26 protein-coding genes and 1 tRNA gene are annotated in these 20948 nt (G+C 71.1%); 8 read left to right on the top strand and 19 right to left on the bottom strand.

Features of this window, described 5'->3' with window-relative positions; genetic code table 11:
* Window positions 1-64: 64 nt before the first annotated feature.
* From ACSHT8_RS26550 to ACSHT8_RS26525, 6 genes are all read right to left on the bottom strand, one after another.
* Window positions 65-1321, bottom strand: a complete 1257-nt coding sequence (locus tag ACSHT8_RS26550) for a S1C family serine protease (protein WP_436493622.1) — start codon at window positions 1319-1321, stop codon at window positions 65-67.
* A 404-nt stretch (window positions 1322-1725) separates the two neighbouring features.
* The gene (gene galT / locus ACSHT8_RS26545) at window positions 1726-2829 is read right to left on the bottom strand and encodes a galactose-1-phosphate uridylyltransferase (RefSeq protein WP_436493621.1); all 1104 of its coding nucleotides are present in this window, start codon (window positions 2827-2829) and stop codon (window positions 1726-1728) included.
* Window positions 2826-3629: a DeoR/GlpR family DNA-binding transcription regulator gene (locus tag ACSHT8_RS26540; protein WP_436493620.1), complete on the bottom strand. Its 804-nt coding sequence runs from the start codon at window positions 3627-3629 to the stop codon at window positions 2826-2828. Before ACSHT8_RS26540 ends, galT begins: the two co-directional genes overlap by 4 nt.
* Window positions 3630-3670: 41 nt before the next feature.
* Window positions 3671-5074, bottom strand: a complete 1404-nt coding sequence (locus ACSHT8_RS26535) for an ATP-binding protein (RefSeq protein WP_436493619.1) — start codon at window positions 5072-5074, stop codon at window positions 3671-3673.
* Complete coding sequence (locus ACSHT8_RS26530; protein WP_436493618.1) at window positions 5074-5781, bottom strand: response regulator transcription factor; 708 nt, start codon at window positions 5779-5781, stop codon at window positions 5074-5076. The genes ACSHT8_RS26535 and ACSHT8_RS26530 overlap by 1 nt, the downstream gene beginning before the upstream one ends.
* A gap of 4 nt (window positions 5782-5785) precedes the next feature.
* On the bottom strand, window positions 5786-6460 hold the full coding sequence (locus ACSHT8_RS26525; RefSeq protein WP_436493617.1) for a trimeric intracellular cation channel family protein: 675 nt from the start codon (window positions 6458-6460) through the stop codon (window positions 5786-5788).
* A 153-nt stretch (window positions 6461-6613) separates the two neighbouring features.
* Here ACSHT8_RS26525 and ACSHT8_RS26520 point away from each other — a divergent pair, with 153 nt between their 5' ends.
* Complete coding sequence (locus ACSHT8_RS26520) at window positions 6614-7882, top strand: fibronectin type III domain-containing protein (RefSeq protein WP_436493616.1); 1269 nt, start codon at window positions 6614-6616, stop codon at window positions 7880-7882.
* Between the two features lie 64 nt (window positions 7883-7946).
* Here ACSHT8_RS26520 and ACSHT8_RS26515 read toward each other — a convergent pair whose 3' ends face one another.
* Genes ACSHT8_RS26515 through ACSHT8_RS26500 form a run of 4 tightly spaced genes read right to left on the bottom strand, consistent with a single transcriptional unit; the run spans window position 7947 to window position 11085 of the window.
* The gene (locus tag ACSHT8_RS26515; protein ID WP_436493615.1) at window positions 7947-8759 is read right to left on the bottom strand and encodes a MerR family transcriptional regulator; all 813 of its coding nucleotides are present in this window, start codon (window positions 8757-8759) and stop codon (window positions 7947-7949) included.
* 33 nt (window positions 8760-8792) lie between these two features.
* Window positions 8793-9932, bottom strand: coding sequence for a GNAT family N-acetyltransferase (locus ACSHT8_RS26510; protein WP_436493614.1), 1140 nt, complete (start codon window positions 9930-9932; stop codon window positions 8793-8795).
* A complete protein-coding gene (locus tag ACSHT8_RS26505; protein WP_436493613.1) occupies window positions 9926-10765 on the bottom strand; it encodes a 3-hydroxyacyl-CoA dehydrogenase family protein in 840 nt (279 codons plus the stop codon). The genes ACSHT8_RS26510 and ACSHT8_RS26505 overlap by 7 nt, the downstream gene beginning before the upstream one ends.
* On the bottom strand, window positions 10762-11085 hold the full coding sequence (locus ACSHT8_RS26500; protein ID WP_436493612.1) for an EthD family reductase: 324 nt from the start codon (window positions 11083-11085) through the stop codon (window positions 10762-10764). The genes ACSHT8_RS26505 and ACSHT8_RS26500 overlap by 4 nt, the downstream gene beginning before the upstream one ends.
* A 59-nt stretch (window positions 11086-11144) precedes the next feature.
* On the opposite strand from ACSHT8_RS26500, the gene ACSHT8_RS26495 reads away from it, so the two are divergent.
* Window positions 11145-11789: a histidine phosphatase family protein gene (locus ACSHT8_RS26495; RefSeq protein ID WP_436493611.1), complete on the top strand. Its 645-nt coding sequence runs from the start codon at window positions 11145-11147 to the stop codon at window positions 11787-11789.
* Between the two features lie 2 nt (window positions 11790-11791).
* Here ACSHT8_RS26495 and rpmF read toward each other — a convergent pair whose 3' ends face one another.
* Genes rpmF through mrf form a run of 3 tightly spaced genes read right to left on the bottom strand, consistent with a single transcriptional unit; the run spans window position 11792 to window position 13415 of the window.
* Window positions 11792-11953, bottom strand: coding sequence for a 50S ribosomal protein L32 (rpmF, locus tag ACSHT8_RS26490; RefSeq protein ID WP_436493610.1), 162 nt, complete (start codon window positions 11951-11953; stop codon window positions 11792-11794).
* Window positions 11953-12201 (bottom strand): type B 50S ribosomal protein L31, encoded by a 249-nt coding sequence (locus ACSHT8_RS26485; protein ID WP_436493609.1) that lies wholly within the window; start codon window positions 12199-12201, stop codon window positions 11953-11955. Before ACSHT8_RS26485 ends, rpmF begins: the two co-directional genes overlap by 1 nt.
* Window positions 12198-13415 carry a ribosome hibernation factor-recruiting GTPase MRF gene (mrf, locus tag ACSHT8_RS26480; RefSeq protein WP_436493608.1) on the bottom strand — a complete coding sequence of 406 codons (1218 nt, stop codon included), beginning with the start codon at window positions 13413-13415 and terminating at the stop codon, window positions 12198-12200. Before mrf ends, ACSHT8_RS26485 begins: the two co-directional genes overlap by 4 nt.
* Before the next feature lie 95 nt (window positions 13416-13510).
* On the opposite strand from mrf, the gene rpmB reads away from it, so the two are divergent.
* From rpmB to ACSHT8_RS26455, 5 genes are all read left to right on the top strand, one after another.
* Window positions 13511-13747 (top strand): 50S ribosomal protein L28, encoded by a 237-nt coding sequence (gene rpmB / locus ACSHT8_RS26475; protein ID WP_436493607.1) that lies wholly within the window; start codon window positions 13511-13513, stop codon window positions 13745-13747.
* On the top strand, window positions 13747-13911 hold the full coding sequence (gene rpmG / locus ACSHT8_RS26470) for a 50S ribosomal protein L33 (protein WP_436493606.1): 165 nt from the start codon (window positions 13747-13749) through the stop codon (window positions 13909-13911). The genes rpmB and rpmG overlap by 1 nt, the downstream gene beginning before the upstream one ends.
* Window positions 13911-14216: a 30S ribosomal protein S14 gene (rpsN, locus tag ACSHT8_RS26465; protein ID WP_436493605.1), complete on the top strand. Its 306-nt coding sequence runs from the start codon at window positions 13911-13913 to the stop codon at window positions 14214-14216. The genes rpmG and rpsN overlap by 1 nt, the downstream gene beginning before the upstream one ends.
* 8 nt (window positions 14217-14224) lie before the next feature.
* The gene (gene rpsR / locus ACSHT8_RS26460) at window positions 14225-14467 is read left to right on the top strand and encodes a 30S ribosomal protein S18 (protein ID WP_436493604.1); all 243 of its coding nucleotides are present in this window, start codon (window positions 14225-14227) and stop codon (window positions 14465-14467) included.
* A gap of 90 nt (window positions 14468-14557) precedes the next feature.
* Entirely contained in the window at window positions 14558-16051 is a 1494-nt protein-coding gene (locus ACSHT8_RS26455) for a diguanylate cyclase (RefSeq protein WP_436493603.1), read from the top strand.
* Here the strand turns inward: ACSHT8_RS26455 and ACSHT8_RS26450 are convergent.
* The 3 genes from ACSHT8_RS26450 to ACSHT8_RS26440 are packed head-to-tail and all read right to left on the bottom strand — an operon-like array spanning window position 16048 to window position 18862.
* Window positions 16048-16695, bottom strand: coding sequence for a response regulator transcription factor (locus ACSHT8_RS26450; RefSeq protein ID WP_436493602.1), 648 nt, complete (start codon window positions 16693-16695; stop codon window positions 16048-16050). The two genes, ACSHT8_RS26455 and ACSHT8_RS26450, sit on opposite strands and share 4 nt — an antisense overlap.
* Window positions 16696-16754: 59 nt before the next feature.
* The gene (locus ACSHT8_RS26445) at window positions 16755-17954 is read right to left on the bottom strand and encodes an ABC transporter permease (RefSeq protein WP_436493601.1); all 1200 of its coding nucleotides are present in this window, start codon (window positions 17952-17954) and stop codon (window positions 16755-16757) included.
* Window positions 17951-18862 (bottom strand): ABC transporter ATP-binding protein, encoded by a 912-nt coding sequence (locus tag ACSHT8_RS26440; protein WP_436493600.1) that lies wholly within the window; start codon window positions 18860-18862, stop codon window positions 17951-17953. The genes ACSHT8_RS26445 and ACSHT8_RS26440 overlap by 4 nt, the downstream gene beginning before the upstream one ends.
* Window positions 18863-18981: 119 nt before the next feature.
* Between ACSHT8_RS26440 and ACSHT8_RS26435 the strand changes: the two genes are divergently transcribed.
* Window positions 18982-19057: transfer RNA gene (locus tag ACSHT8_RS26435), tRNA-Arg, on the top strand.
* A 62-nt stretch (window positions 19058-19119) separates the two neighbouring features.
* Here ACSHT8_RS26435 and ACSHT8_RS26430 read toward each other — a convergent pair.
* Genes ACSHT8_RS26430 through ACSHT8_RS26420 form a run of 3 tightly spaced genes read right to left on the bottom strand, consistent with a single transcriptional unit; the run spans window position 19120 to window position 20913 of the window.
* Window positions 19120-19944, bottom strand: coding sequence for a maleylpyruvate isomerase N-terminal domain-containing protein (locus ACSHT8_RS26430; RefSeq protein ID WP_436493599.1), 825 nt, complete (start codon window positions 19942-19944; stop codon window positions 19120-19122).
* Window positions 19945-19996: 52 nt separating this feature from the next.
* Window positions 19997-20440, bottom strand: coding sequence for a winged helix-turn-helix transcriptional regulator (locus ACSHT8_RS26425; protein WP_436493598.1), 444 nt, complete (start codon window positions 20438-20440; stop codon window positions 19997-19999).
* A gap of 47 nt (window positions 20441-20487) precedes the next feature.
* Entirely contained in the window at window positions 20488-20913 is a 426-nt protein-coding gene (locus ACSHT8_RS26420; protein WP_436493597.1) for a YybH family protein, read from the bottom strand.
* Window positions 20914-20948 lie beyond the last annotated feature (35 nt).

Raw genomic sequence — 20948 nt, 5'->3', positions numbered from 1 at the left:
ACTCCTGTGCCCGGCTCCCCTGCAAGGAGCCCCAGTCCGGTTCGGGGGCAGCGAACCGGAGTGTCTACTTGGGCTCTACGGGCTGTCCCGCGAGCGTTGCCTCGACTGTACGCGTCCCGTCGCCGATTACCAGCTTGACTTTGTCGCCGGGGGCCTTCGAGCGGACCGCCGCGACCAAGGCGTCGGATGTCTCGATGCGGCGGTCGTCGAGCATGGTGATCACCTCGCCGGACTTGAGCCCGGCGCGCTCCCCGGCGCCGCCGGAGACGACCTCGGAGATGAGGGCGCCGCCGTCGGGGTTGTCGCGGACGCTGACGCCCAGGACGGTCTGGGTGGCCTTGCCGGTCTTGACGATCTCGTCGGCGGTGCGGCGGGCCTGGTCGATGGGGATGGCGAAACCGATGCCGACCGAGCCGCCCGCGCCCGTGCCGGTGCGCGGGCTGTAGATCGCCGAGTTGATGCCGATCACCTGGCCCTGCATGTTGACCAGCGGGCCGCCCGAGTTGCCCGGGTTGATGGCCGCGTCGGTCTGGATGGCGTCCATGACGGTGGCCTGGCTGCCGTTCTCGCCGCCCGCGCGGGTGGGCCTGCGCAATGAGCTGACGATTCCGGAGGTCACGGTGCCGGAGAGTTCGAACGGCGAGCCGATCGCGACCACGCTCTGGCCGACTTTCAGGTCGTCGGAGCGGCCCAGCTCGACCACCGTCAGCCCGGAGATGCCCTGGGCACGCACGACGGCGAGGTCGGACGACGGGTCGCGGCCGACGACGCTCGCCTTGGCCGTGCGGCCGTCCTGGAACACCGCCACGATCGAGCCGCCGTCGACGGCGGCCTCGATGACGTGGTTGTTGGTGACGATGAGGCCGTCCTCGCTGATGACGAAGCCGGACCCCTCCCCAGCCGCGGACCGGCCGCGGACCTGCAGCTGCACGACGCTCGGCAGCACCTTCTGCGCCACGGCCTCCACCGACCCGGCGGGCGCCGGGGTCGATGCCTGCTTCGCCGGTGGCGGCGCGTCGAGCGCGGAGGCCGACTGACCGGGCCGGGAGTCGGCGACCAGGTATCCCCCGGCCGCCCCCGCCGCGCCACCGACGATGAGCGCGAGCACGGTCATGCCCGCGACCAGCCCGCCCGCGCGCTTGTGCGGCTCAGGGGCGATTCGCTGCGGCGGGATGTGCTGGGGTGCGCTGTAGGTGGGCGCGGCCTGGGTGAGGTGGGGCGGGGCGTACGGATTGGCCACGGGCTGCCCCGCATAGCTGTGGTGGCCGGTGAACGCGGTACCGAACAGGACCTGCTCGGTGGCCGACGCGGCGGAGCCCACGGGGGGCCGCACTCCGTCGGAAAAAGTTCCGACGGAGGAAATCTCGGGTTCAGGCGTGTCGATTGGGCCGTCCGGCCCTCTATCCCCAGTGAAAGCGGTCGACTCCGCCGGACCCGTGGCGGCGGAGTCCGGGTGGTCGGGGCCCTGCACCCCGACCACCCGTCCACCGGTTTCCGGAGCGGCGAGGCCCTGCACCTCACCGACACCGTGGTCCGGCCCCGGTCGCGTGGGGCCCTGCTCCCCGTGCGACCGAGGGTCGAACGCCTGGTGTTCCGGGCCCTGCACCCGTCCCACCAAGTTCCCCGACTCCATGGCGGCTTCCGCCGACCAAGGGCTGACTGGAGTGGCCTCCTGGCCGAAGTCGCCAGGCTTGTCGTCCGTCATGCCACCTACCTTGCGCCAGTCTACTGAGAGACGCCTGAGACCGTCCTGTGTGAAGGCCGAGAAGTCTTCAACCTCACGGCGAGGTCTTCCGGCGTCACATCGTTGATCCACACGCCCATTCCGGACTCCGAACCGGCAAGATACTTCACTTTGTCCGCCGTTCGCAGTACCGAGAACACGGCCAAATGGAGCCATGCGAGTTCGCGGTCCTGCCGGACGGGCGCCTGGTTCCACGCGGCTATGTAGGGAAGCTCACGGTCGTAGAGGCCGTCGAGCATGCCCAGCACGGTCCGGTAGACCTCGGCGAAGTCGTCGCGCTCGTCCGAGGTCAGCGCGGGCAGGTCGGGCACCTGCCGGTGGGGCACCAGGTGGACCTCGACCGGCCACCGCGCCGCGGCGGGCACGAACGCCGTCCAGTGGGCCGAGTCGACCAGTACCCGGGTGCCCGCGGACCGCTCGGCGGCGAGCACGTCGGCCATGACGTGGCGGCCGTTCTCGGCGTGGTAGTCGGCCGCGACGCGCAGCATGCGGTCGGTGCGCGGGGTGACGAAGGGGTAGCCGTAGATCTGGCCGTGCGGGTGGCTCAGCGTCACGCCGATCTCGTCGCCGCGGTTCTCGAACGGGAAGACCTGCTCGACGCCCGGCAGCGCGCCCAGCGCCGTCGTGCGGTCGGCCCACACGTCGACCACCGTGCGGATGCGGCTGACCGGCAGCTCGCCGAAGGACATCGAGTGGTCGTCGGTGAAGCAGACGACCTCGCAGCGGCCGATCCCCGGAGCCGCGGGCACCAGCCCGGAAGCCGACGGCGCTGACGCGTTCTGTGCGAACGAGGGGAATCGGTTCTCAAAAACCACCACGTCGTACCCCGACTCGGGGATCTCCGTCGGCCTGCCCGGAGTGGACGGACACAGCGGACAGAGCCCGGCGGGCGGTTTGTACGTGCGGGTCTGCCGGTGGGCGGCCAGCGCCACCCACTCGCCGGTCAGCGGGTCGCGGCGGATCTGGGAGCGGTTGGCCGCGGGCGGGAGGTCGCGGGTGTCGACCGCGGCGCGCTCGCCGGTGGCGGTGTCGTCGAAGTACCAGATCTCCCGGCCGTCGGCGAGCGCGCGCAGGCTGCGCCTCACCGCTCACCACCCGCGGCGGCCGGGCTCGGCACGCTCGCGATGATCAGTTCGCCGACCCGCTCCGACAGCGTCTCGTGCGCCTCCGGCTCGATGCCGTCGTCGGTGACCAGCACGTCGGCCTCGGTGAGGTCGGCGATGGTGGCGATGCCGACGAGGCCCCACTTCGTGTGGTCGGCCAGCACGACCAGCCGCCCGCCCGCCTCGACCAGCGCGCGGTCGGTCTCGCATTCGTCCAGGTTGGGCGTGGTGAAGCCCGCGCGGTCGGACATGCCGTGCACGCCGAGGAACACCATGTCCAGGTGCAGCGACCGCAGCGTCTGCACCGCGACCGGGCCGACCAGCGCGTCGGACGGGGTGCGCACGCCGCCGGTCAGCACGACCGTGCGGTCGGGGCGGCCGTCGTGGCGCAGGATGTCGGCGACCGGGATCGAGTTGGTGACCACGGTCAGGTCGGGCACGTCGGCGAGGAAGCGGGCGAAGGTCCAGGTAGTGGTGCCCGCGGAGATGCCGATGGCGGTCCCCGGCCGGATCAGCCCGGCCGCCCTGGCGGACACGGCCTCCTTCTCCGGGAGCGCGCGGACCGACTTGGCCTCGAACCCCGGCTCGTCGGTGCTGCGGCCGACCACCGAGGTGGCGCCACCGTGCACCTTCTCCAACAGCCCGCGCTTGGCGAGCACATCCAGGTCGCGGCGGACGGTCATGTCGGACACGCCGAGCCTCGTGACCAGGGCGTGAACTTGCACCGCCCCGGTCCGGCGGATTTCGTCCAGGATCAGTTCCTGGCGCTGACGTGCGAGCACAACAGAATTCTACAAGACCCAACGCTGGATTTTGTTAGGGCTTACTCCGAACTTCCGGGGAGCCGCATCGCCATGAGCGCGCCGCCGTCGGCGGAGCGGCTGGCGAACACCGATCCGCCGTGCCGTTCGGCCGCCTGCTTCACGATCGCCAGGCCCAGCCCGGAGCCAGGAAGCGTGCGCGCCTCCTGCGAGCGGTAGAACCGGTCGAACACGTGCGGCAGGTCGGCGTCGCTGATGCCGGGGCCCGCGTCGGCGACCTGGAGGAACGCGTAGCCGTCGCCCGCGGGCCGCAGGTCGACCCGGACGGTTCCGCCGGGCGGGCTGAACTTCACCGCGTTGTCCAGCAGGTTCAGCACCGCGCGCTCCAGCGAGGCGGCGTGGCCGACGAGGTGCCACGGGTGCAGCCGCACGTCGAAGGTGATGTCGCCCGCCCGCCTGCGCGCCCGGTCGAGCGCGGCCTCCACGACCTCGACCAGCTCGACGTGCTCCTGCACGGCGGGCGCGGCGTCCTCGCGGGCCAGTTCGACGAGGTCGCCGATGAGCTGGGTCAGCTCGTCGAGCTGGGCGCGCAGGTCGTCGTGGATCTCGATGCGGTCGCGCGCGGACAGCGACGGCGCGCCGGGGGCCTCGGAGGCGAGCATGAGTTCGAGGTTGGTGCGCAGCGACGTCAGCGGGGTGCGCAGCTCGTGGCCCGCGTCCGCGACGAGTCTGCGCTGCCGCTCCTGGGACTCGGCGACCGCCCCGAGCATCGCGTTGAAGCTCTGCGTGAGCCGGGACAGCTCGTCGTCGCCCGCGACCGGGATCGGCCGGAGATCACCCGTGTAGGTGACCCGCTCGGCGGCCGCGGTGAGCCGCTGGACCGGTCTGAGGCTGCCGCGCGCGACGGCCGTGCCCGCGATGGCGGCCACGATGATGCCGGACCCGCCGATCACGATGAGCACGACCGCGAGCTTGCCGAGCGTGCTCTTGGTGGACTCCAGCGGCTGGGCCAGCACCAGTGCCGTGGGCTTGGTGAAGAACGGGTAGGTGACCGCGAGCACCCGCGTGTCGGTGGCCTCGTCGGTGCGGAACGACTGGGCCCGCGCGCCGGAGGCGACCCTGAGCTCGTCGTCGCCGATCGGCGGCCGCTCGACCGGGCGGTCGAACGCGGACGCGCCGTTCTGGTCGATGACGTCGAACTTGATGTCCGACAGCTCCAGGAAGAAGCTCGGGATCTCGGTGCGCCCCTGGTTGACGACCTGGGTGTTGGCCTCCAGCGCTTTGGCGCGCGCGGTCAGGCTGTCGTCGACCTGCTGATAGAGACCGCGGTAGACGGTGATGTAGGCGCCGAGGGACACGAGGGCCACCGCCCCGCCGACACACATCGCCGCCAGCAGCGTGATGCGGGTGCGCAACGAGACGCGCTGGTGGACCGCGCTCGGTTCGGCCGCGGTTCCGTACGTCATCAGGGAGGCGTCTCCCGCATGACGTAGCCGACGCCGCGCACGGTGTGCAGCAGCCTGGGTTCGCCCTCGGCCTCGGTCTTGCGCCGCAGGTAGCCGACGTAGACCTCCAGGGCGTTGCCCGAGGTCGGGAAGTCGTAGCCCCAGACCTCCTCCAGGATGCGGCCGCGGGTGAGCACCTGCTTCGGGTGCGACAGCAGCAGCTCCAGCAGGGCGAACTCGGTGCGGGTGAGGCTGATGGAGCGCTCGCCGCGGCGGACCTCGCGGGTGCCGAGGTCCATCTCCAGGTCGGCGAAGCGCAGCACCGCCGGGGCGCCCGCGCCGACCGGCTCCGGGGTGGCGCGGCGCAGCAGCGCGCGCAGCCGGGCCAGCAGCTCCTCGAGCGCGAACGGCTTGGGCAGGTAGTCGTCGGCGCCCGCGTCGAGCCCGGCGACCCGGTCGGAGACGAGGTCGCGCGCGGTGAGCACGAGGATCGGCAGGTCGTCGCCGACGCCCCGCAGGCGGCGGCACACCTCCAGGCCGTCGAGCCTGGGCATCATGACGTCCAGGACCATGGCGTCCGGGCGGGCCGCGGGGCTGTCGGCGCCCAGCACCGACTCCAATGCCTGCTGGCCGTCGCTGGCGAGCTCGACCTGGTAGCCGTTGAACTGCAGCGACCGCCTCAGGGACTCGCGCACGGCCCGATCGTCGTCGACTACGAGAATGCGCATGCCGTCAGTGTTCACTGCCCTGCTGAGATCCGCCTGAGAGTTCCTCGGACACGCCGCGCGCGATCGGCGCGTTCCACCGCCGCCACAGCGCGAGCACCCGGATCGTCACCACCAGCGTCGCGCCCACGGCCGTGACCAGCACCGACGGCAGCCCCAGCCGCGTGCCCGCCACGACGACCACCCCGCCGGACAGCGCGGCGATGGCGTAGATCTCGCGGCGCAGGACGAGCGGGATCTCGCGCAGCAGCAGGTCGCGCAGCGCGCCGCCGCCGATGCCCGCGGTCATCCCGATCAGACAGGCGGTGTAGGCGGGCACGCCCTGGGCGAGCGCGGTCGCGGTACCGGAGACGGTGAACAGGCCGAGCCCGACGGCGTCGGCGAGCAGCACGGCCTTGCGCAGCCGGGCGACCTGCGGGTGGAAGCCGAAGACCGCCAGCGCGGCGCCGATCGGGACCACCAGGTACGGCCAGTCGCGCAGGGTCGTCGGCGGGGTGATGCCCAGGAGGACGTCGCGGATGATGCCGCCGCCGAGCGCGGTGGTCATGCCGAGCACGACGACCCCGAACACGTCGAGCCGGGCGCGCACGGCCGCCAGCGCGCCGGACGCGGCGAACACCGCCAGGCCCATCAGCTCCAACACGACGATCAGCACGAGTGTGCAGGTTACGCGGGCCGCCATCCCCCGCAACGTGACAATTCTTTTACGGGAATTAGTAGCCGGATTCCTATTGCGCGGACAATGGTTTCGCGAATGGAGCAACAATGTTGCCCGCAGGTGATCAACGCTTCTACGCTCGCCTTTCCATATCGTTATCCACTACAGGGGTGAGCTGTGCGAGTTGTGCTGGTTCCGCTGGTCGCGGCCGTCGTCGCGCTGGTCGTCAACCCAGGGAGCGCCGCCGCGGAAACCATGTCCGCGACCGTTTCCCGCGACTGTTCCCTAGCCGGTCTGACCGGGCCGATCTCGGCGTCACTGTCGGCGAATATCCAGAATCCGGCCTATCTCTATCCGGCGCCGAGCGAATCCAGAGTCACCGCGTCGCTGACCGTGCCGACCGCCGACCTGCGCGGCGCGGCCGTACTGGCGGGCACCGTGCGGGTGAACCTGGTGACGACCGACAAGGGCGGCACCCGGCGGGAGGTGATCGCGATGGACTTCCGAAAGGTCGCGGTCACGCCGGGCACGGTGACGATCCCGCTGGTCGGCTACACCTCGCGCCAGACGACCGTCCCCCACGAGGGCGTGCACACCGTCGACGTCGACACCCTCGACGTGCGGATCCAACTGGGTCGGGCCGACGGCACCTCCGCGGGCGAACTGACCGGCGTCTGCACGGGCGCGCCGACCCGGTGGCAGACGTTCCGGGTGGACAACGTCATCGCCGAGATCCTGCCCGGGCCGGGTGGGCTGGCGGTGACCGGCACGACCAGCGACAGCGTGTCGATCAGCTACAACGCCACGAGTGGGCCGTTCTGGGACGTGGTCGGGTACGAGGTCTATGTCGACGAGCGGGCCGCCGTGCAGGTGCCCGGGCTGACGGCCACCGTGGGCGGCCTCCAGCCCGACACGAGTTACTGGCTGCGCGTGGCCGGGATCGACAGCCACGGCAACCGCGGCGCGCTCGGCCCGCCGTTCGAGGTCCGCACGGCGCCCGCCGCGTACCGACTGACCGGGACCGCGCGGGTCAAGGGAGCCGCAGTGGCGTTGACGGGGTCGTTCGACTCGACCGTGAAGCTGGACCCGACGAAGGCGGAGATCCGGCTCGGCGGCGTGCTGCCGCTGGCCGCCGACGTCACGTTCGGGCCGGTCGAGACAACGACGACGCTGGTTGGCGGGGTCCTGACCGCGACGGCCAAGGTGGCCATCGGGCTGCCGCGGGTGACCTTGTTCGGTTTGCCGATCAGCCAGTCGCCGACGTGCGCGACCACGGTTCCCGCGGAGGTCGCGCTGAGCGGGACCGGGTTCGATCCGGCCGTGGGCGGGACGCTGACCGGCACGTTCGCGATGCCCGCGCTGTCGGGCTGCGGCTCGGCAACGCCGTTGCTGTCGGCGTTCGTCGCGGGGCCGGGCAACACGGTGGAAGTCCGGCTCGCCCCCTGATACCCGCAGCGCTGTACGGCGTCTGACAACACTGGGTTGTCAGACGCCATACAAGCGCCAGTCATCAGCAGGGGAATGCGATGTCCGCGGCCGGGTCCTGGTCACCGATCGCGGCCCAGTCGGCGAAATACACCTCGCGCGGGGAGCCGGACGCGGTCAGCGACTGGGTGCTGAGCCATGCCTCCACCGCCGCGTACACCTCAATGATCTTCGGGTACACCACCTGCCCCTTGGTGATCGTCACGAACGCCTCCCGGTGCCCGACCTCCTCCCGGACCACCAGGTCGCCCACCGGCGCGACATCGCCGGTGAACGGGACAGCCACCTCCATCGGCCCATCAGAATCCATCGACACCTCGCCGTGGTAGATCGCCAGCGGGGGCCCGGACACCGTGGCGCCGGACGCCTCAAGGTGGGCGAACAGGCGCTTCATGTCCTCGGCGATGTGGCAGGGCAGCGCGTCGGCCAGGGTGTTGCGGGTGACGGCCAGCACGCGCTGGGCGGGGACGTCGCGGATCTTGACGTCGTACATGTCGGACTCTCCTCCGGTCAGTGTGGTGAGCAGCAGCCGCACGAGACCGCGCTGACTGTCGTGTTCGGCTTCCCGCCTGGCCCAGTCCGCCTCGACCTCGGCGGCGGCGTCGGCCGGGTCGAGGTCGAGGACGTCGCGGATGCGGGCCAGGGACATGCCGATCCCCCGCATCATCACGATGCGGCGGGCCCGGTGGAACTGGTCCGACCGGTAGTAGCGGTAGCCGGTGCCGGGATCGACGTCGCTGGGGCTGAGCAGCCCCATGGAGTCGTACAGCCGCAGCGCCTTGGGGGAGAGCCGCGACCGCCTGGCGAAGTCGCCGATCATCATGCGGTCTTCGTGCATGTCCTCACCGTGGCGTCTGCCCTTGGGGCAAGGTCAATACGAGTCCGCGATGGACAGTCGGCGGGGCGCGCGGCTGGCCAGGTCCAGCAGCGGGGCGCGGCCGTCGGCCAGGCCCGCGCGGTTCAGGTCGGCGATCGTGGCCGCGCCCGCGTACCAGGCGGCCAATGCGCGCGCGGTCATCCGGACCTCGCCGTCGCCGCCCGCTTCGAGGCGCGTCTTGCCGGACTCGTGGACCAAACGGTGCTTGCCCGCGTTCCACGGCGCGTGCTCGTCGGCGATGTCGAGGTCGACGGCGAAGTCCGGCAGCCCCTCCGGCCAGCCGCGCGCGGCGACCGCGGCGGCGAAGTCGACGATCCGCAGCATGATCGGCTCGACGGCCGTCGTGTGGTGGCCGGGCAGGCTGAGCAGCAGGTCCCAGATCAGCGGGTCGAAGCGGCGCAGGCAGATCTGGTCGACCTGGCCCGACCAGGTCGCGAGCGCGGCGAGCAGCGCCCGGCCCGCGTCGGCGTCGCGGGCGACGATGTCGTAGACGTCGAGGGTCTCGCTGTGCGGGCGCCTGCTGGACGAGCAGAACCCGCGCAGCCCATCGACGACGTCGACGGTGTCGAGGGTGAGGATCTTCGTGATGTCGAACAGCGGGCCCGACCGGTCGAGCATCCCGTCCACTGTGGACGCGATGTCGAGATAGAGCTGGTGCACCTCGGCCAGATCGGCTTCGCGGGCGCGGCGCAGCGGAGTCGGCTCGCCGGGCTTGGCGACCCAGCCGAACGCGGCGGGCGGCAGCGTCACGGTCTCCAGGGCGCCGACGCGTTCCCAGCCGTAGGCCCGGTAGAGCGGCGGGGTGGCGGCGAACAGCGTCGAGACGACCTGGCCCTCCGCCCGCATCCGCTCCAACGACTTGACCAGCAGCGCGCCCGCGACGCCCCGGCCACGCGCGTGCGGGTCGACCGTCACGCTGGCCACGCCCGCCATCGGCACCGCGACGCCGCCGAAGAACTGCCGGTAGTTCCACGCCCGCAGCGACCCGCACACGCCGTCGCCGTCCTCGGCCACCACGCCCCACCAGGTCGAGGCCGGGGTGGCCCAGTCCGGGCTCTGGTTGCCGAAGGCGACCTTGCGCATCCGGACGACGTCGGCCTCGTCCTCGGGTCGGAACGGGCGGGCGATCACCATGTGAAGAAGCCCTGGCCCGTCTTCCGGCCCAGCTCGCCCCTGGCGACCATGTCGCGCATCAGCTGCGGCGGGGTGAAGCGGTCGCCCAGTTCGCGGGCCAGGTGCTCGGCGATGGACAGGCGCACGTCGAGGCCGACGAGGTCGGTCAGCCGCAGCGGACCCATCGGCCAGCCGTAGCCCAGCCGCATCCCGGTGTCGATGTCCTCCGGCGACGCCACGCCTTCCTCGACCATCCGGATCGCTTCGAGGCCGACGGCCACACCCAGCCGCGACGTGGCGAACCCGGGCGCGTCGCGGACCTCGATGACGGTCTTGCCCAGCGCCTCGGACCACGCCCGCACCCGCGCGGCGACGTCGGCGGACACGCCCGCGTGGTGGACGAGCTCGACCAGAACCTGGACGGGGACGGGGTTGAAGAAGTGCATCCCGATCACGCGCTCGCCGGGCAGGCCAACGGCCAGTTCGGTGATCGAGAGCGAGGAGGTGTTGGACGCCAGCACGGCCTGTGGGCAGGTGTCGGCGATCTGGCCGAGCACGGTCCGCTTGAGGTCGAGGTTCTCCGGCACGGCCTCGACGGCCAGCTCGGTGTCGGCGGGCAGGTCGACCAGTTTGTCCACAGTGGAGAGACGGGCGAGCAGCGCGTCGGTGGTGTCGGCCAGCTTGCCGCGCTCCTCGGCCTTGCGCAGCGACGCCTCCACGTTGCGCACCCCCGCCGCGGCCCGCTCGGCGTCGGCCTCGGCGAGGACGACGCGGCTGCCCGCGTTGAGGAACACGTGCACGATCCCGGCGCCCATCGTGCCGCCGCCGACCACGGCCACCGTCTGCGGGATCATTCGGCGGCCTCGACCTCGGCGGAGAACATGGCGACGAGGTCCATGCCGCCGATCTCGCTCAGGTTGGCGCCGGACGCCTGCCATTCGGGTGATTTGAACGCGGCCTTCATGGCGGCCTCGGACTCGAAGTACAGCTCGGCGACCAGGTACGGCTCGGTGTCGCCGAAGAAGCCGGGCACGTAGACCCGCTTGACCTTGGCGATCTCCTGCCGCAGCAGCCCAGGGGTTTTGTCGACGAGCGGCAGGTGGCTGCCGAAGTACCTGTCGTCGAACTCCGCCGCGTCATCCGGCCGCCGGTAGACGGCGATGTACTTGATCACTTGTGACACTCCAGGTCGAGTAGGCACTCGCACTGTATTAGGTCGGGCACGATAGGGGCGTGCGGATCATCCTTCTGCGGCACGCCGAGAGCCTCGGCAACATCGACGAGCTGGCGTACTGCCGCATCCCCGACCACGCCCTGCCCCTGACCCCGCGCGGGGAGGAGCAGGCCGCGGCCGAGGGTGTCCGGCTGCGCGAGCTGCTGGCGGGCTCCGCTGTCGCGGCGTATGTGAGCCCCTATGTGCGGACCACGCGCACGTTCCAGCTGCTCGGGCTGGGCGTGGAGCGGTTCGTGCCGGAGCCGCGGCTGCGCGAGCAGGACTGGGGGAACCTGCAGGACCCGGTGGAGCAGGAGATCCAGAAGCAGAAGCGGCACGAGTTCGGCCACTTCTTCTACCGGCTCGCGCACGGCGAGTCGGGCGCCGACGTCGACGACCGCGTGGCGAGCTTCCTGAACGAGCTCGAACAGCGTGTCGAGAACGACCCGACGCATCCGGACACCGCGCTGGTGGTCACCCACGGCCTGACGATGCGGCTGCTGTGCAGGCGGATGTTCTCGTGGAGCATCGACCTGTTCGAGTCGCTGTCGAACCCGGAGCACTGCGCCCACCGGATCCTCACCTACGCGGGCGGGCGCTGGTCGCTGGACCGGCCGTTCGCACAGTGGCGCGACTCACCGGACCAGACGACCCAGGTGCCCTGATCTCAGAGCAGTCCGCGCTGGTAGGCGCGCACGAGGTAGCGGGGCACGAGCAGCTCCCGCCCGTCCGGCGTGCGCACCGGGACCAGGTCGGGCACGGCGGCCTTCCACTGCGACCGGCGGGCCCGGGTGTTCGACCGCGACAGCTTCCGCTTCGGCACCGCCATCAGACTCGACCCCCGTACCGCCGGTAGAACTTCTCCACGCGACCCGCGGTGTCCATGACCCGCTTGGCGCCCGTCCAGAACGGGTGCGAATCCGACGTCACGTCGACGACCACCAACGGGTAGGTCTTCCCGTCCTCCCATTCGACGGTCACCGACGACGTGGCCGTCGACCGGGTCAGGAACGCCTTCCCCGTCGACTGGTCCTGAAACACCACCGGGTGGTAGTCCGGGTGGATCCCTGGCTTCATGACTCCTCTTTCCGCACCGTAGGAACACCAAGATCGACCGCGGGGCTCTCCCCGCACGGCTCCGCGTGCCACGACCCGAACGGGTCGGCGTACCCCGGCCACTCCGACTCGGCGGCCAGCTCCTCATCGGTCAGCAGCGCCGCCGTCAGCGCCTCGACGATCTCCTCCGGGTCGGCCCGGTGGCTCAGGATCACCAGCTCCTGCAGCCGGTCGCCAAACCGCGCGTCCCACTCCAGCGCCGCCGACACGGTCCGCTCGGCCGGGACCCGGTCCCACGCCGTCTCCGGCACCGCCGCCAGCCACGCCCCCGCGTGGCCCACCCGCAGCCCGCCGCCCGCCGACTCCAGCCACAGCGCCACGTCCGGCTGACTGGCCACCCACACCCGCCCGCGCGTCCGCACCACCCCGTCGAGCAGCACGTCGATCGCGTCGTGCAGGCGTTCCGGGTGGAACGGCCTGCGCTCGCGGAAGACCGTCAGCGCCACCCCGCAGTCGTGCTCCAGCGGCGGCTCGCCGCGCAGCAGCGGACCGTGCGCGCCGTCGATCTCCCCACGCCGGGCGTTCGCCGGGATCGCGGCGAGCAGCGCGGTCGGCTCCACGTCCCCCAGCCACGCCTTCGGAGCGCCCGGCGCCAGCCGGTCCAGCACCGCGTCGACCTGGGCGGCCAGCCACGGCTCGGCCGCCGAGGTCAGCACGAGCGCGTCGGCGAACTCGACCTGCCCGACGACCACCTGCGCGACCGTCCGGTCGTCGTCCACCGCGCCGAGTTCGGTGATCGGCACGTCCCCGGTGGCGTCCTCCAGCCACGTCGCCGGGTCGACGACGGTGATCACCGCCTCGACCGAGGTCACGTCCCCGACCGGCGCGGTGCCCACCAGCACGTTCTCCAGCGCCCAGCACACCGGTTCCGGCTCGACGACCGGGTCGAGGTGCAGCACGATCCGCTCGATCCGCGGGTCGGCGGCCAGCGCGCGCACCAGCGGCAACAGGTCCTCCCGCAGCGTGCAGGAGACGCAGCCGTGGGCGAGTTCGACGGTCGTGGTGGTGTCCGCGCGACCCATCCGCACCCGGCGGCGGACGACGCCGTCGGCGACGCGGCTCAGGTCGTGGTGCACGACGGCGGTGGCGGGCAGGCCGGTCATCAGCCGGGTCGAGAGCATCCGGGTGGACTCGCGGTGCTGTCCGCAGACCAGCACCAGCCGAGTGGTCGACACAGGACCTCCTATCGACAACGATTTCCATCTTGACTCGGCCGAGGCTACCCTGGCGAGCGTCATAATGAAAACGGATCTCATTTCAAGGAGGCCGAGTGTCCGCGATCTGCCAGGTCACCGGGGCTGTGCCGAGCTTCGGCAAACAGGTGTCGCACTCCCATCGGCGCACCTCGCGCCGCTGGGACCCCAACGTCCAGCGCCGCCGGTTCTGGCTGCCGTCGGAGAGCCGGTGGGTGCGGCTGCGCGTCTCCGCGAAGGGGATCAAGACCATCGACAAGCAGGGCATCGAGGCCGTCGTGGCCCGACTGCGCCGGGAAGGACAGCGGATCTGATGGCACGCAACGAGATCCGGCCGATCATCAAGCTGCGGTCGACCGCCGGGACCGGGTTCACCTACGTCACCCGCAAGAACCGCCGCAACGACCCGGACCGACTGGTGCTGCGCAAGTTCGACCCGGTGGCCCGCAAGCACGTCGACTTCAAGGAGGAGCGCTGATGGCCAAGAAGTCGAAGATCGCCAAGAACGAGCAGCGCAAGGCCGTCGTCGCCCGCCACGCCGAGCGGCGCGCCGAACTCAAGGCCCTGATCGCCGCGCCGTCCACGCCGGGCGCCGAGAAGGCCGCCGCCGTGGTCGCGCTGCAGAAGCTGCCGCGCGACAGCAGCGCGACCAGGATCCGCAACCGCGATGTCGTGGACGGCAGGCCGCGGGCGTACTTCCGCGCGTTCGGCCTGTCCCGGGTCCGCCTCCGGGAGATGGCCCACCGCGGCGAACTCCCCGGCGTCAGCAAGTCGAGTTGGTAGGAGATCCCATGGCCAAGCCAGAACGCCGAACGAACGGCAAGAAGAAGCCGAACCCGCTGATGACGCTGGGCATCACGACCGTGGACTGGAAGGACACCACGCTGCTGCGCAAGTTCATCTCCGACCGCGGCAAGATCCGCTCCCGGCGCGTCAGCGGCCTGACCCCGCGCCAGCAGCGGCAGGTGGCGGCCGCGATCAAGAACGCGCGGGAGATGGCGCTGCTCCCCTACCCGGGGCCCGCCAAGTCCTGACCGTTACTCCGAACGGGTCACCTCGACCGGGCCTTGTAACCTTCGGCGGCAGTGTGTCGGGGGCCACGATCTGAGGACGATCCGGGGACGGTGTTGGACAGCTCAGGGCTGGATGGGGTCGAGGCGACCGAGGCGCTGAGCGCCGACCGCGAGGTGCGGCTGCTCCTCGACGCGGGCCGCAACGACGAGGCGAACACGCTGTTCGACCAGCTGCTGTCCAAGGTCCCGCCGGGTCTGGACCCGTGGACGCGCGCGGCCATCCTGACCCGGCGGGCGGTGGCGGCCTGGCGGCTGCGGCGCATCCCGCTGGCGCTGGAGCTGGCCGCCGAGGGCTGGAGCGACATCGACGCCGAGCAGCCGCGCGGGTCGTTCGCCGCCGACACCCTCGGCAGGCTCGGCTACCTGCTCGAAGGGATCGGGCACCGCCGCGCGTCGCTGGAGATCAGCCGGATCGCGGTTGACGTCGCCCGCACGGGTGACGACGTCGAGATCCTCGCCCACTGTCTGCAAGGGCTGGCGGGGACGCTCAACTTCCGTGCCTGCGAGCAGCCGCCCAGCGAGGCGGTGGCGATCTTCCAGTCAGCGATCCCGTTGTTCGAGGAAGGTCTTTCCCTGGTCAAGGAGGGCCGCATCCACCTGGCCCTGCTGTCGGCCTACGGCGCCTCCCTCGCGGGCATCGGCGAACTGGAACGCGCCGAGGAGACCGCGAGGACCGCGCTGCGGCTGGCCGAGGCGTCCGGGAACCGGTGGGTCAACTCGGTCGGGAACTGGGTCATCGCGCTGGTCCGGCGCAAGCAGGGCAGGCTCGACGACGCCACTCAGCACGCGGTGATCGCGGTCAAGGAAGCCGAGTGGATCAACGACATCTCCCTGCTGCAGCGCTACTCCCAGGACCTCGCCGACATCTGCCGCGACAACGGCGACCCGCAGGGTGAGGCCGAGGCGCTGCGCCGCAACATCGCCGCCCGCCAGACCGCGCTGGAGACCGTCCAGGAGGGCCTTGGTCAAGCCCTGGAGCAGCGCAGGCTCGCCGTGCGCGCAAGGCACCAGGCGCTGGCCGCCCGCGAGGCCGCCGAACGCGACCCGCTCACCGGCCTGGCCAACCGGCTCGGCCTGGAGCGCACCGCCCCGGAGACCCTCGACCGCGCCGCCGCCAACGGCCGCGTCCCCTGGCTGGTGCTGATCGACGTCGACTGGTTCAAGGGCGTCAACGACGCCGCGGGCCACGCCGCCGGGGACGCCGCGCTCCGCGAGATCGCCCAGCTCCTCCGCGCCGAGTGCCGCGTCGGCGACATCGTGGCGCGGTGGGCGGGCGACGAGTTCGTGGTCCTGCTGACCGAGGCACCACTGGACCACTCGACCGGCATGACCTCGCCGGTCGGCGTCGCCGTGGCCGAGCGCATCCGCATCTCGGTCGACCGGCACGACTGGTCAGCGGTGCTGGGCAACACGCGCCGCCCGACCGTCAGCGTCGGCGTCGCGTCGGGCGGGGACACACTGGAGAAGCTGTTCGCCAACGCCGATGTCGCGCTGTATCGGGCGAAGCGCCACGGCCGCAACCGCGTGGAAGTGCACGCGCCCTAGCCGATGAGGCCACCGCGGTAGGCGACGAGCGCGGCCTGAACGCGGTTGCTCGCGCCGATCTTGCCCAGCACGGCCGACACGTAGCCCTTCACCGTCGCCTCCGACAGGTGCAGCGTCTGGCCGATCTCGGCGTTCGACAGGCCCTTGCCGATGAGCGTGACGACCTCGATCTCACGCGCCGACAGCGCAGCGAGCAGCTTGCGCGCGGGCTCGGCGGCGCGCTGGCCGTCGGCGAGCGCGGCGATGACCCTGGCGGCGACGTTCGGGTCGAGCACGGCGCCGCCGCGCGCGAGGTCGCGCACGGCGGCCACCAGCTGCGTCGGCTCGGTGTCCTTGAGCAGGAAGCCGTTCGCGCCGATCCGCAGTGCCTCGCGCACGTACTCGTCGACGTCGAACGTGGTGAGCATCGCGACCGCGGGCGGGTCGGGCAGCTGCGTCACCCGGCGCAGTGCCTCGATGCCGGTGGTCTGGTGCATGCGGACGTCGAGGAGCACGACGTGCGGGCGGTGCAGGCGGACGAGGTCGACGACATAGCCGCCGTCGTCGCACTCGGCGACGACCTCGATGTCGCCCGCGCTGGCCAGGATGGCCCGCAGACCCGCGCGGACGAGATCCTCGTCGTCCGCGACCAGAACCTTGATCACAATGCCTCCCCGACTCGGCATCGGGTGACTCTACCGGGTGACGCGCGCACCCCCTGTCGTCACGACCGCAGCGCCTCGGTGAGCTTCACCTTCCCGCCGCTGCGCATGACCGCGTTGCGGTAGATCCGGCCGGACAGCCACACCAGCGCCGGGATCAGCGCCACGACGAGCGCGACCGACAGCGCCGCCTGCCACGCGGGCACGCCGCCCATGGCCAGCCGCATCGGCATCAGCGTCGGGGCGAACAGCGGGATCATCGACAAGATCTCGATGAGCCCGCTGCCGGGGTCCGACGGCAGCACCGAGATGCCCAGCACGTAGCCGAGGATGACGAACATCAGCGGCGGCGTGATCACCCCGGCCACGTCCTCCTGCCGCGACACCAGCGCGGCGAGCGCGGCGAACACCAGCGAGTAGGCGACGAAGCCCAGCAGGAACCACACCACGAGCCACACGACGGTGCCGACGGCGGCGCTGATGGAGATCGTCAGCACGTCCATCGCCAGGGCGGCGGCGATCCCGACGCCGCCTATGACGATCATCTGGATCAGCCCCACCACGCCGATGCCCGCGACCTTGCCCGCCATCAGCTGCCACGGCCGGATCGTCGCGAGCAGCAGCTCAACGACCCGGCTCGACTTCTCCTCCACGACGCCCTGCGCCACGGACTGCCCGTTGATCAGCAGCGACATGTAGATGAGGACACCGGCGATCATGCCGATGACGAGCTGCTGGCCGTTGTAGTCGAACGGCGGTTCCATCGGCCGCACCTCGGCCTTGGCCCCCGCGACGGCCTGGGCGACCTGCGCGGGGTCGCCGCCGAGGTCGGTGATCTGCTGGTTGAGCGCGAGCTGCCCGGCGAGCACGTTGACCAGGTTGCGCAGCTTCTCGTCGATGTCCTTCTTGACGACCACGACGATCTTCGACCCGTCCCCGACAAGGAGTGCGTCAAGCTGCTCGTCTTCCACCTGCTTGCGCGCGGCGGCCTCGTCCGGGACGGACTTGGTGTCGATGTTCTGCCCGATGCTCTCCGCGGTCGCTTTGAGCGGCGTCTCGAGCTGGGTGGCGCCTCCGGTGAACCCGACCGTGGCGTCCGCACCGCCCCCCGCCATCTTCATGACCAGCGCGAACCCGACAAGCAGGACGAGCGTCGCCACCGTCGTGACGATGAACGCCTTGGACCGCAGCCGTGTGCGGACCTCCCGCTCGGCGACCAGCCCGACCGCCGCCCAGTTGCCCAGATGGATGTCCTGGCTCACGCGGCCACCCCCTCGGCGACGACACTGCGGAACAACTCGGTCAACGAAGGCCGCCGCCTGCTGAACTCGACCACCGGTCCAGTCGCCAGCGCGGCCCGGAGCACGGCCTGGTCGTCGGCCCCGTCAGCGAGTTCGAGGACGGTCTTGGTCCCCTCCCGCTCCTTGACCGTGACCCCGGCCAGCCCGTCGGCCCACCCGTTGCGCGCCTGCGGGACGTCCACGACTAGCTGCACGGCCCCGGTGTCCCGCAAGGCATCGACGCCGTCACAGGCCACCATGTGTCCACTGCGGACAATCCCGACCCGGTCGCACAGCCGCTCGACCAGGTCGAGCTGGTGGCTGGAGAAGACAACGGGCACGCCCTCGGCCGCCTTGTCCTTCAAGACTTTGCTCATCACGTCCACCGCCACCGGGTCCAGCCCGGAGAACGGCTCGTCGAGCACCAGGATGGAAGGGTTGTGCACGAGCGCCGCGGCCAACTGCACGCGCTGCTGGTTGCCCAGGCTCAGCTTCTGCACCTCATCCCCCACCCTCGACGCCACCCCCAGCCGCTCGGTCCACTCCTTCATCGCCCGCTCGGCCGCGGCCGTCGTCAGCCCATGGAGGCGGGCCAGGTAGGTGAGCTGCTCACCGACCTTCATCTTCGGATAGAGCCCCCGCTCCTCCGGCATGTACCCGATGTGCCGCCGCGTCTGCAGCGTGATCGGCGCCCCGTCCCACCGAACTTCCCCGGCATCCGCCGCGAGCACCCCCAGCGCGATCCGCATGGTGGTCGTCTTCCCCGCGCCGTTGCTCCCGACGAACCCGAACAACTCCCCCGCCCGCACGTCGAACGTCATCTCCCGCAAAGCCACGACGTCCCCATACCGCTTGGAGACCCGGTCGATCTCCAGCCTCCGGTCAGCCACCGCCACACTCCCCTCCGTATGCGGCCCATCCTGCCGGGGCGGATCGACGGAGGCATCCGGGACCACCCTTAGGTGGTGCAGGAGCGGGGTGGGGGCACCGGGTATCGTGTCGGGCGCACGCCCTCGTAGCTCAGGGGATAGAGCATCGGTTTCCTAAACCGTGTGTCGCAGGTTCGAATCCTGCCGGGGGCACCACCTTTCGCCGGGTGAAATCAAGCCCTGACCAGCGCTAAGCCGGTCAGGGCTTGATCTTGTCCTCAGGCGGAGAGCGGCACCGCGTTCGTCGGGAGGCGAACGGTGCGAAGGAAGGCGGGCAGGCGCCATGGGCGGGGGCCTGTGACGATCAGCTTGCCGGTCAGCGCGGCTCGGGCTCGGCTCACGCGGCCGAACAAGACGAGGTTCAGGGTCGCCGGGTCGAAGGTCAGGCGCACGTCGGCTGGGTCGCTTGGGTCCGCGAGGTGGACGCGGCCGTGGTGCAGGACGAGTGTCGCGGGCGTGGTGTGGCGGGAGCGGAAGGCGACCGCGACGCGGCGGTCGTTCGGTGATGAGCCGTCGAGGAGGCCGCCCACGTCGTTGCGGATCATGCCGATGAGGAACCGGTCGAAGAACGTCGCGGCCTCGTGTGGCGGTATTCGCCAAGGGGCCCGGATGGCGCGGGCGATGTCCCAGCCGTGGACGAGCATCTCGTTGACCAGATGGGCGAGAACGCCCGCCACTGGCACGCGGGAATCGCCCAGCCACGGTATCGGCCGCTCGTGGTCGGTGCCCTCGGTCACGGCGAGGATGGTGTCCACCGCCGATCGAAGCGCCGCGGCGAGGGTGGCGGGGTCGCGTTCGGTGTAGTGCCGCAGGGTGACGTCGTTGAGGTCGGCGACCGTGTCCACGGTGACGCCCGCGACGGAGTCCGCCGCAGCCCCGCCCGGCGCCAGGATCGCCGTGTACAGGGTGGCTATGGCCATGACGTGCGCCGCGGTGTCCGCGGCGGTCCAGTGCGCGGTCGCGGGCGCCCCGGGTGCCGCGCGCGCCACGAGGTCGGCGAACCGCGCGGTGACAGCGGGCAGGACCTCTCGCACGTCGGCCATGCTGGGAACGTAGCAGCGTCGCGCCCTGGGCGGTTCTTCTCGACTGCGGGACCTAAGTGGACACTCCGGGCAGCCCGTCGGCGCGGATGAGGGTCATGTCGGTGGTGTGGACCTCGTCGCCGCAGGAGGTGCACACGGTTCGTGGGGTCAGGACTTGGCCGCAGGAATGGCGCCAGACGGTGGGTGGGTCGCCTTCGGTGATGTGGTTGTCGGCCCAGGACATGAGGGTCAGCAGGACTGTGTGCAGCGCGCGGCCCGCGTCGGTGAGGACGTACTCGTGGCGCGGCGGGTGGTCGTTGTACTGCTGCTTCTCCAGCAGGCCCGCCTCGACCAGGCCGCGCAGGCGGGTGGCGAGGATGTCGCGGCTGGCGCCGGTGTTGGCGGCGATCTGATCGAAGCGGCGGACGCCGAAGAAGATCTCGCGGAGGGCGAGCAGGCTCCAGCGTTCGCCGACGACCCGCAGGGCGTTGGCGATCGAGCAGGCTCTGGGCGGCACGGGCGGATCCTATGATTTCCAAGCCACTTCGCCCATCCCCCCGGGAACTACGGCGTCGCGCGTTCGTGATCATCCGGGACGCGGTCGCCGTGCCGGTGGACGATCCGCCACTGGCCGTCCTCGCGGCGGTAGATGTGGGTCACACGCAGGGTGTAGGTGGCGGCCTCGCCCCGGAAGTGCACTGTGTTGTGCTCGAAGCCGATCGTGTAGGCGAGGTCACCGCCAACCCCCGCGGCCACGACCTCGAAGCGGTAGTCGGACGGATCGGCGAATTGGGACGCGACCCAGCGGAAGGTCTGACTCACCTCCGGCCAGCCGGTCCGCAGCGGGACGAGCGCGCCGAACAGGGTCACCGGGTCGTTCTGGGACCAGATCTTCAGTCGGGGCTCGACGTTTCCCTCGTGCATAGCGAGTTCGGCCGCGGTCTGCGTGGGCACCATCTCGGCGAGGAACTCGTCCAGTTCGGATGCCATGAATGACTCCGATACAGTCATGCTGTTTTGAATAC

The organism is Actinokineospora sp. HUAS TT18 (assembly GCF_051364635.1).
In the GTDB taxonomy this organism is placed as follows: domain Bacteria; phylum Actinomycetota; class Actinomycetes; order Mycobacteriales; family Pseudonocardiaceae; genus Actinokineospora.
This window is presented reverse-complemented; position numbering and strand designations above follow the sequence as displayed.

Bases quoted from the DNA above. Each gene is read 5' to 3' on its own strand.
- rpmG (WP_436493606.1), top strand. From the start codon at position 13,747: ATGGCACGCAACGAGATCCGGCCGATCATCAAGCTGCGGTCGACCGCC.
- ACSHT8_RS26510 (WP_436493614.1), bottom strand. From the start codon at position 9,932: ATGGTGATCGCCCGCCCGTTCCGACCCGAGGACGAGGCCGACGTCGTC.
- rpmF (WP_436493610.1), bottom strand. From the start codon at position 11,953: ATGGCGGTGCCGAAGCGGAAGCTGTCGCGGTCGAACACCCGGGCCCGC.
- ACSHT8_RS26515 (WP_436493615.1), bottom strand. From the start codon at position 8,759: ATGCACGAAGACCGCATGATGATCGGCGACTTCGCCAGGCGGTCGCGG.
- ACSHT8_RS26525 (WP_436493617.1), bottom strand. From the start codon at position 6,460: ATGGCGGCCCGCGTAACCTGCACACTCGTGCTGATCGTCGTGTTGGAG.
- ACSHT8_RS26420 (WP_436493597.1), bottom strand. From the start codon at position 20,913: ATGGCATCCGAACTGGACGAGTTCCTCGCCGAGATGGTGCCCACGCAG.
- ACSHT8_RS26485 (WP_436493609.1), bottom strand. From the start codon at position 12,201: ATGAAGCCAGGGATCCACCCGGACTACCACCCGGTGGTGTTTCAGGAC.
- ACSHT8_RS26535 (WP_436493619.1), bottom strand. From the start codon at position 5,074: ATGACGTACGGAACCGCGGCCGAACCGAGCGCGGTCCACCAGCGCGTC.
- rpsR (WP_436493604.1), top strand. From the start codon at position 14,225: ATGGCCAAGCCAGAACGCCGAACGAACGGCAAGAAGAAGCCGAACCCG.
- ACSHT8_RS26530 (WP_436493618.1), bottom strand. From the start codon at position 5,781: ATGCGCATTCTCGTAGTCGACGACGATCGGGCCGTGCGCGAGTCCCTG.
- ACSHT8_RS26505 (WP_436493613.1), bottom strand. From the start codon at position 10,765: ATGATCCCGCAGACGGTGGCCGTGGTCGGCGGCGGCACGATGGGCGCC.
- ACSHT8_RS26430 (WP_436493599.1), bottom strand. From the start codon at position 19,944: ATGGCCGACGTGCGAGAGGTCCTGCCCGCTGTCACCGCGCGGTTCGCC.
- rpsN (WP_436493605.1), top strand. From the start codon at position 13,911: ATGGCCAAGAAGTCGAAGATCGCCAAGAACGAGCAGCGCAAGGCCGTC.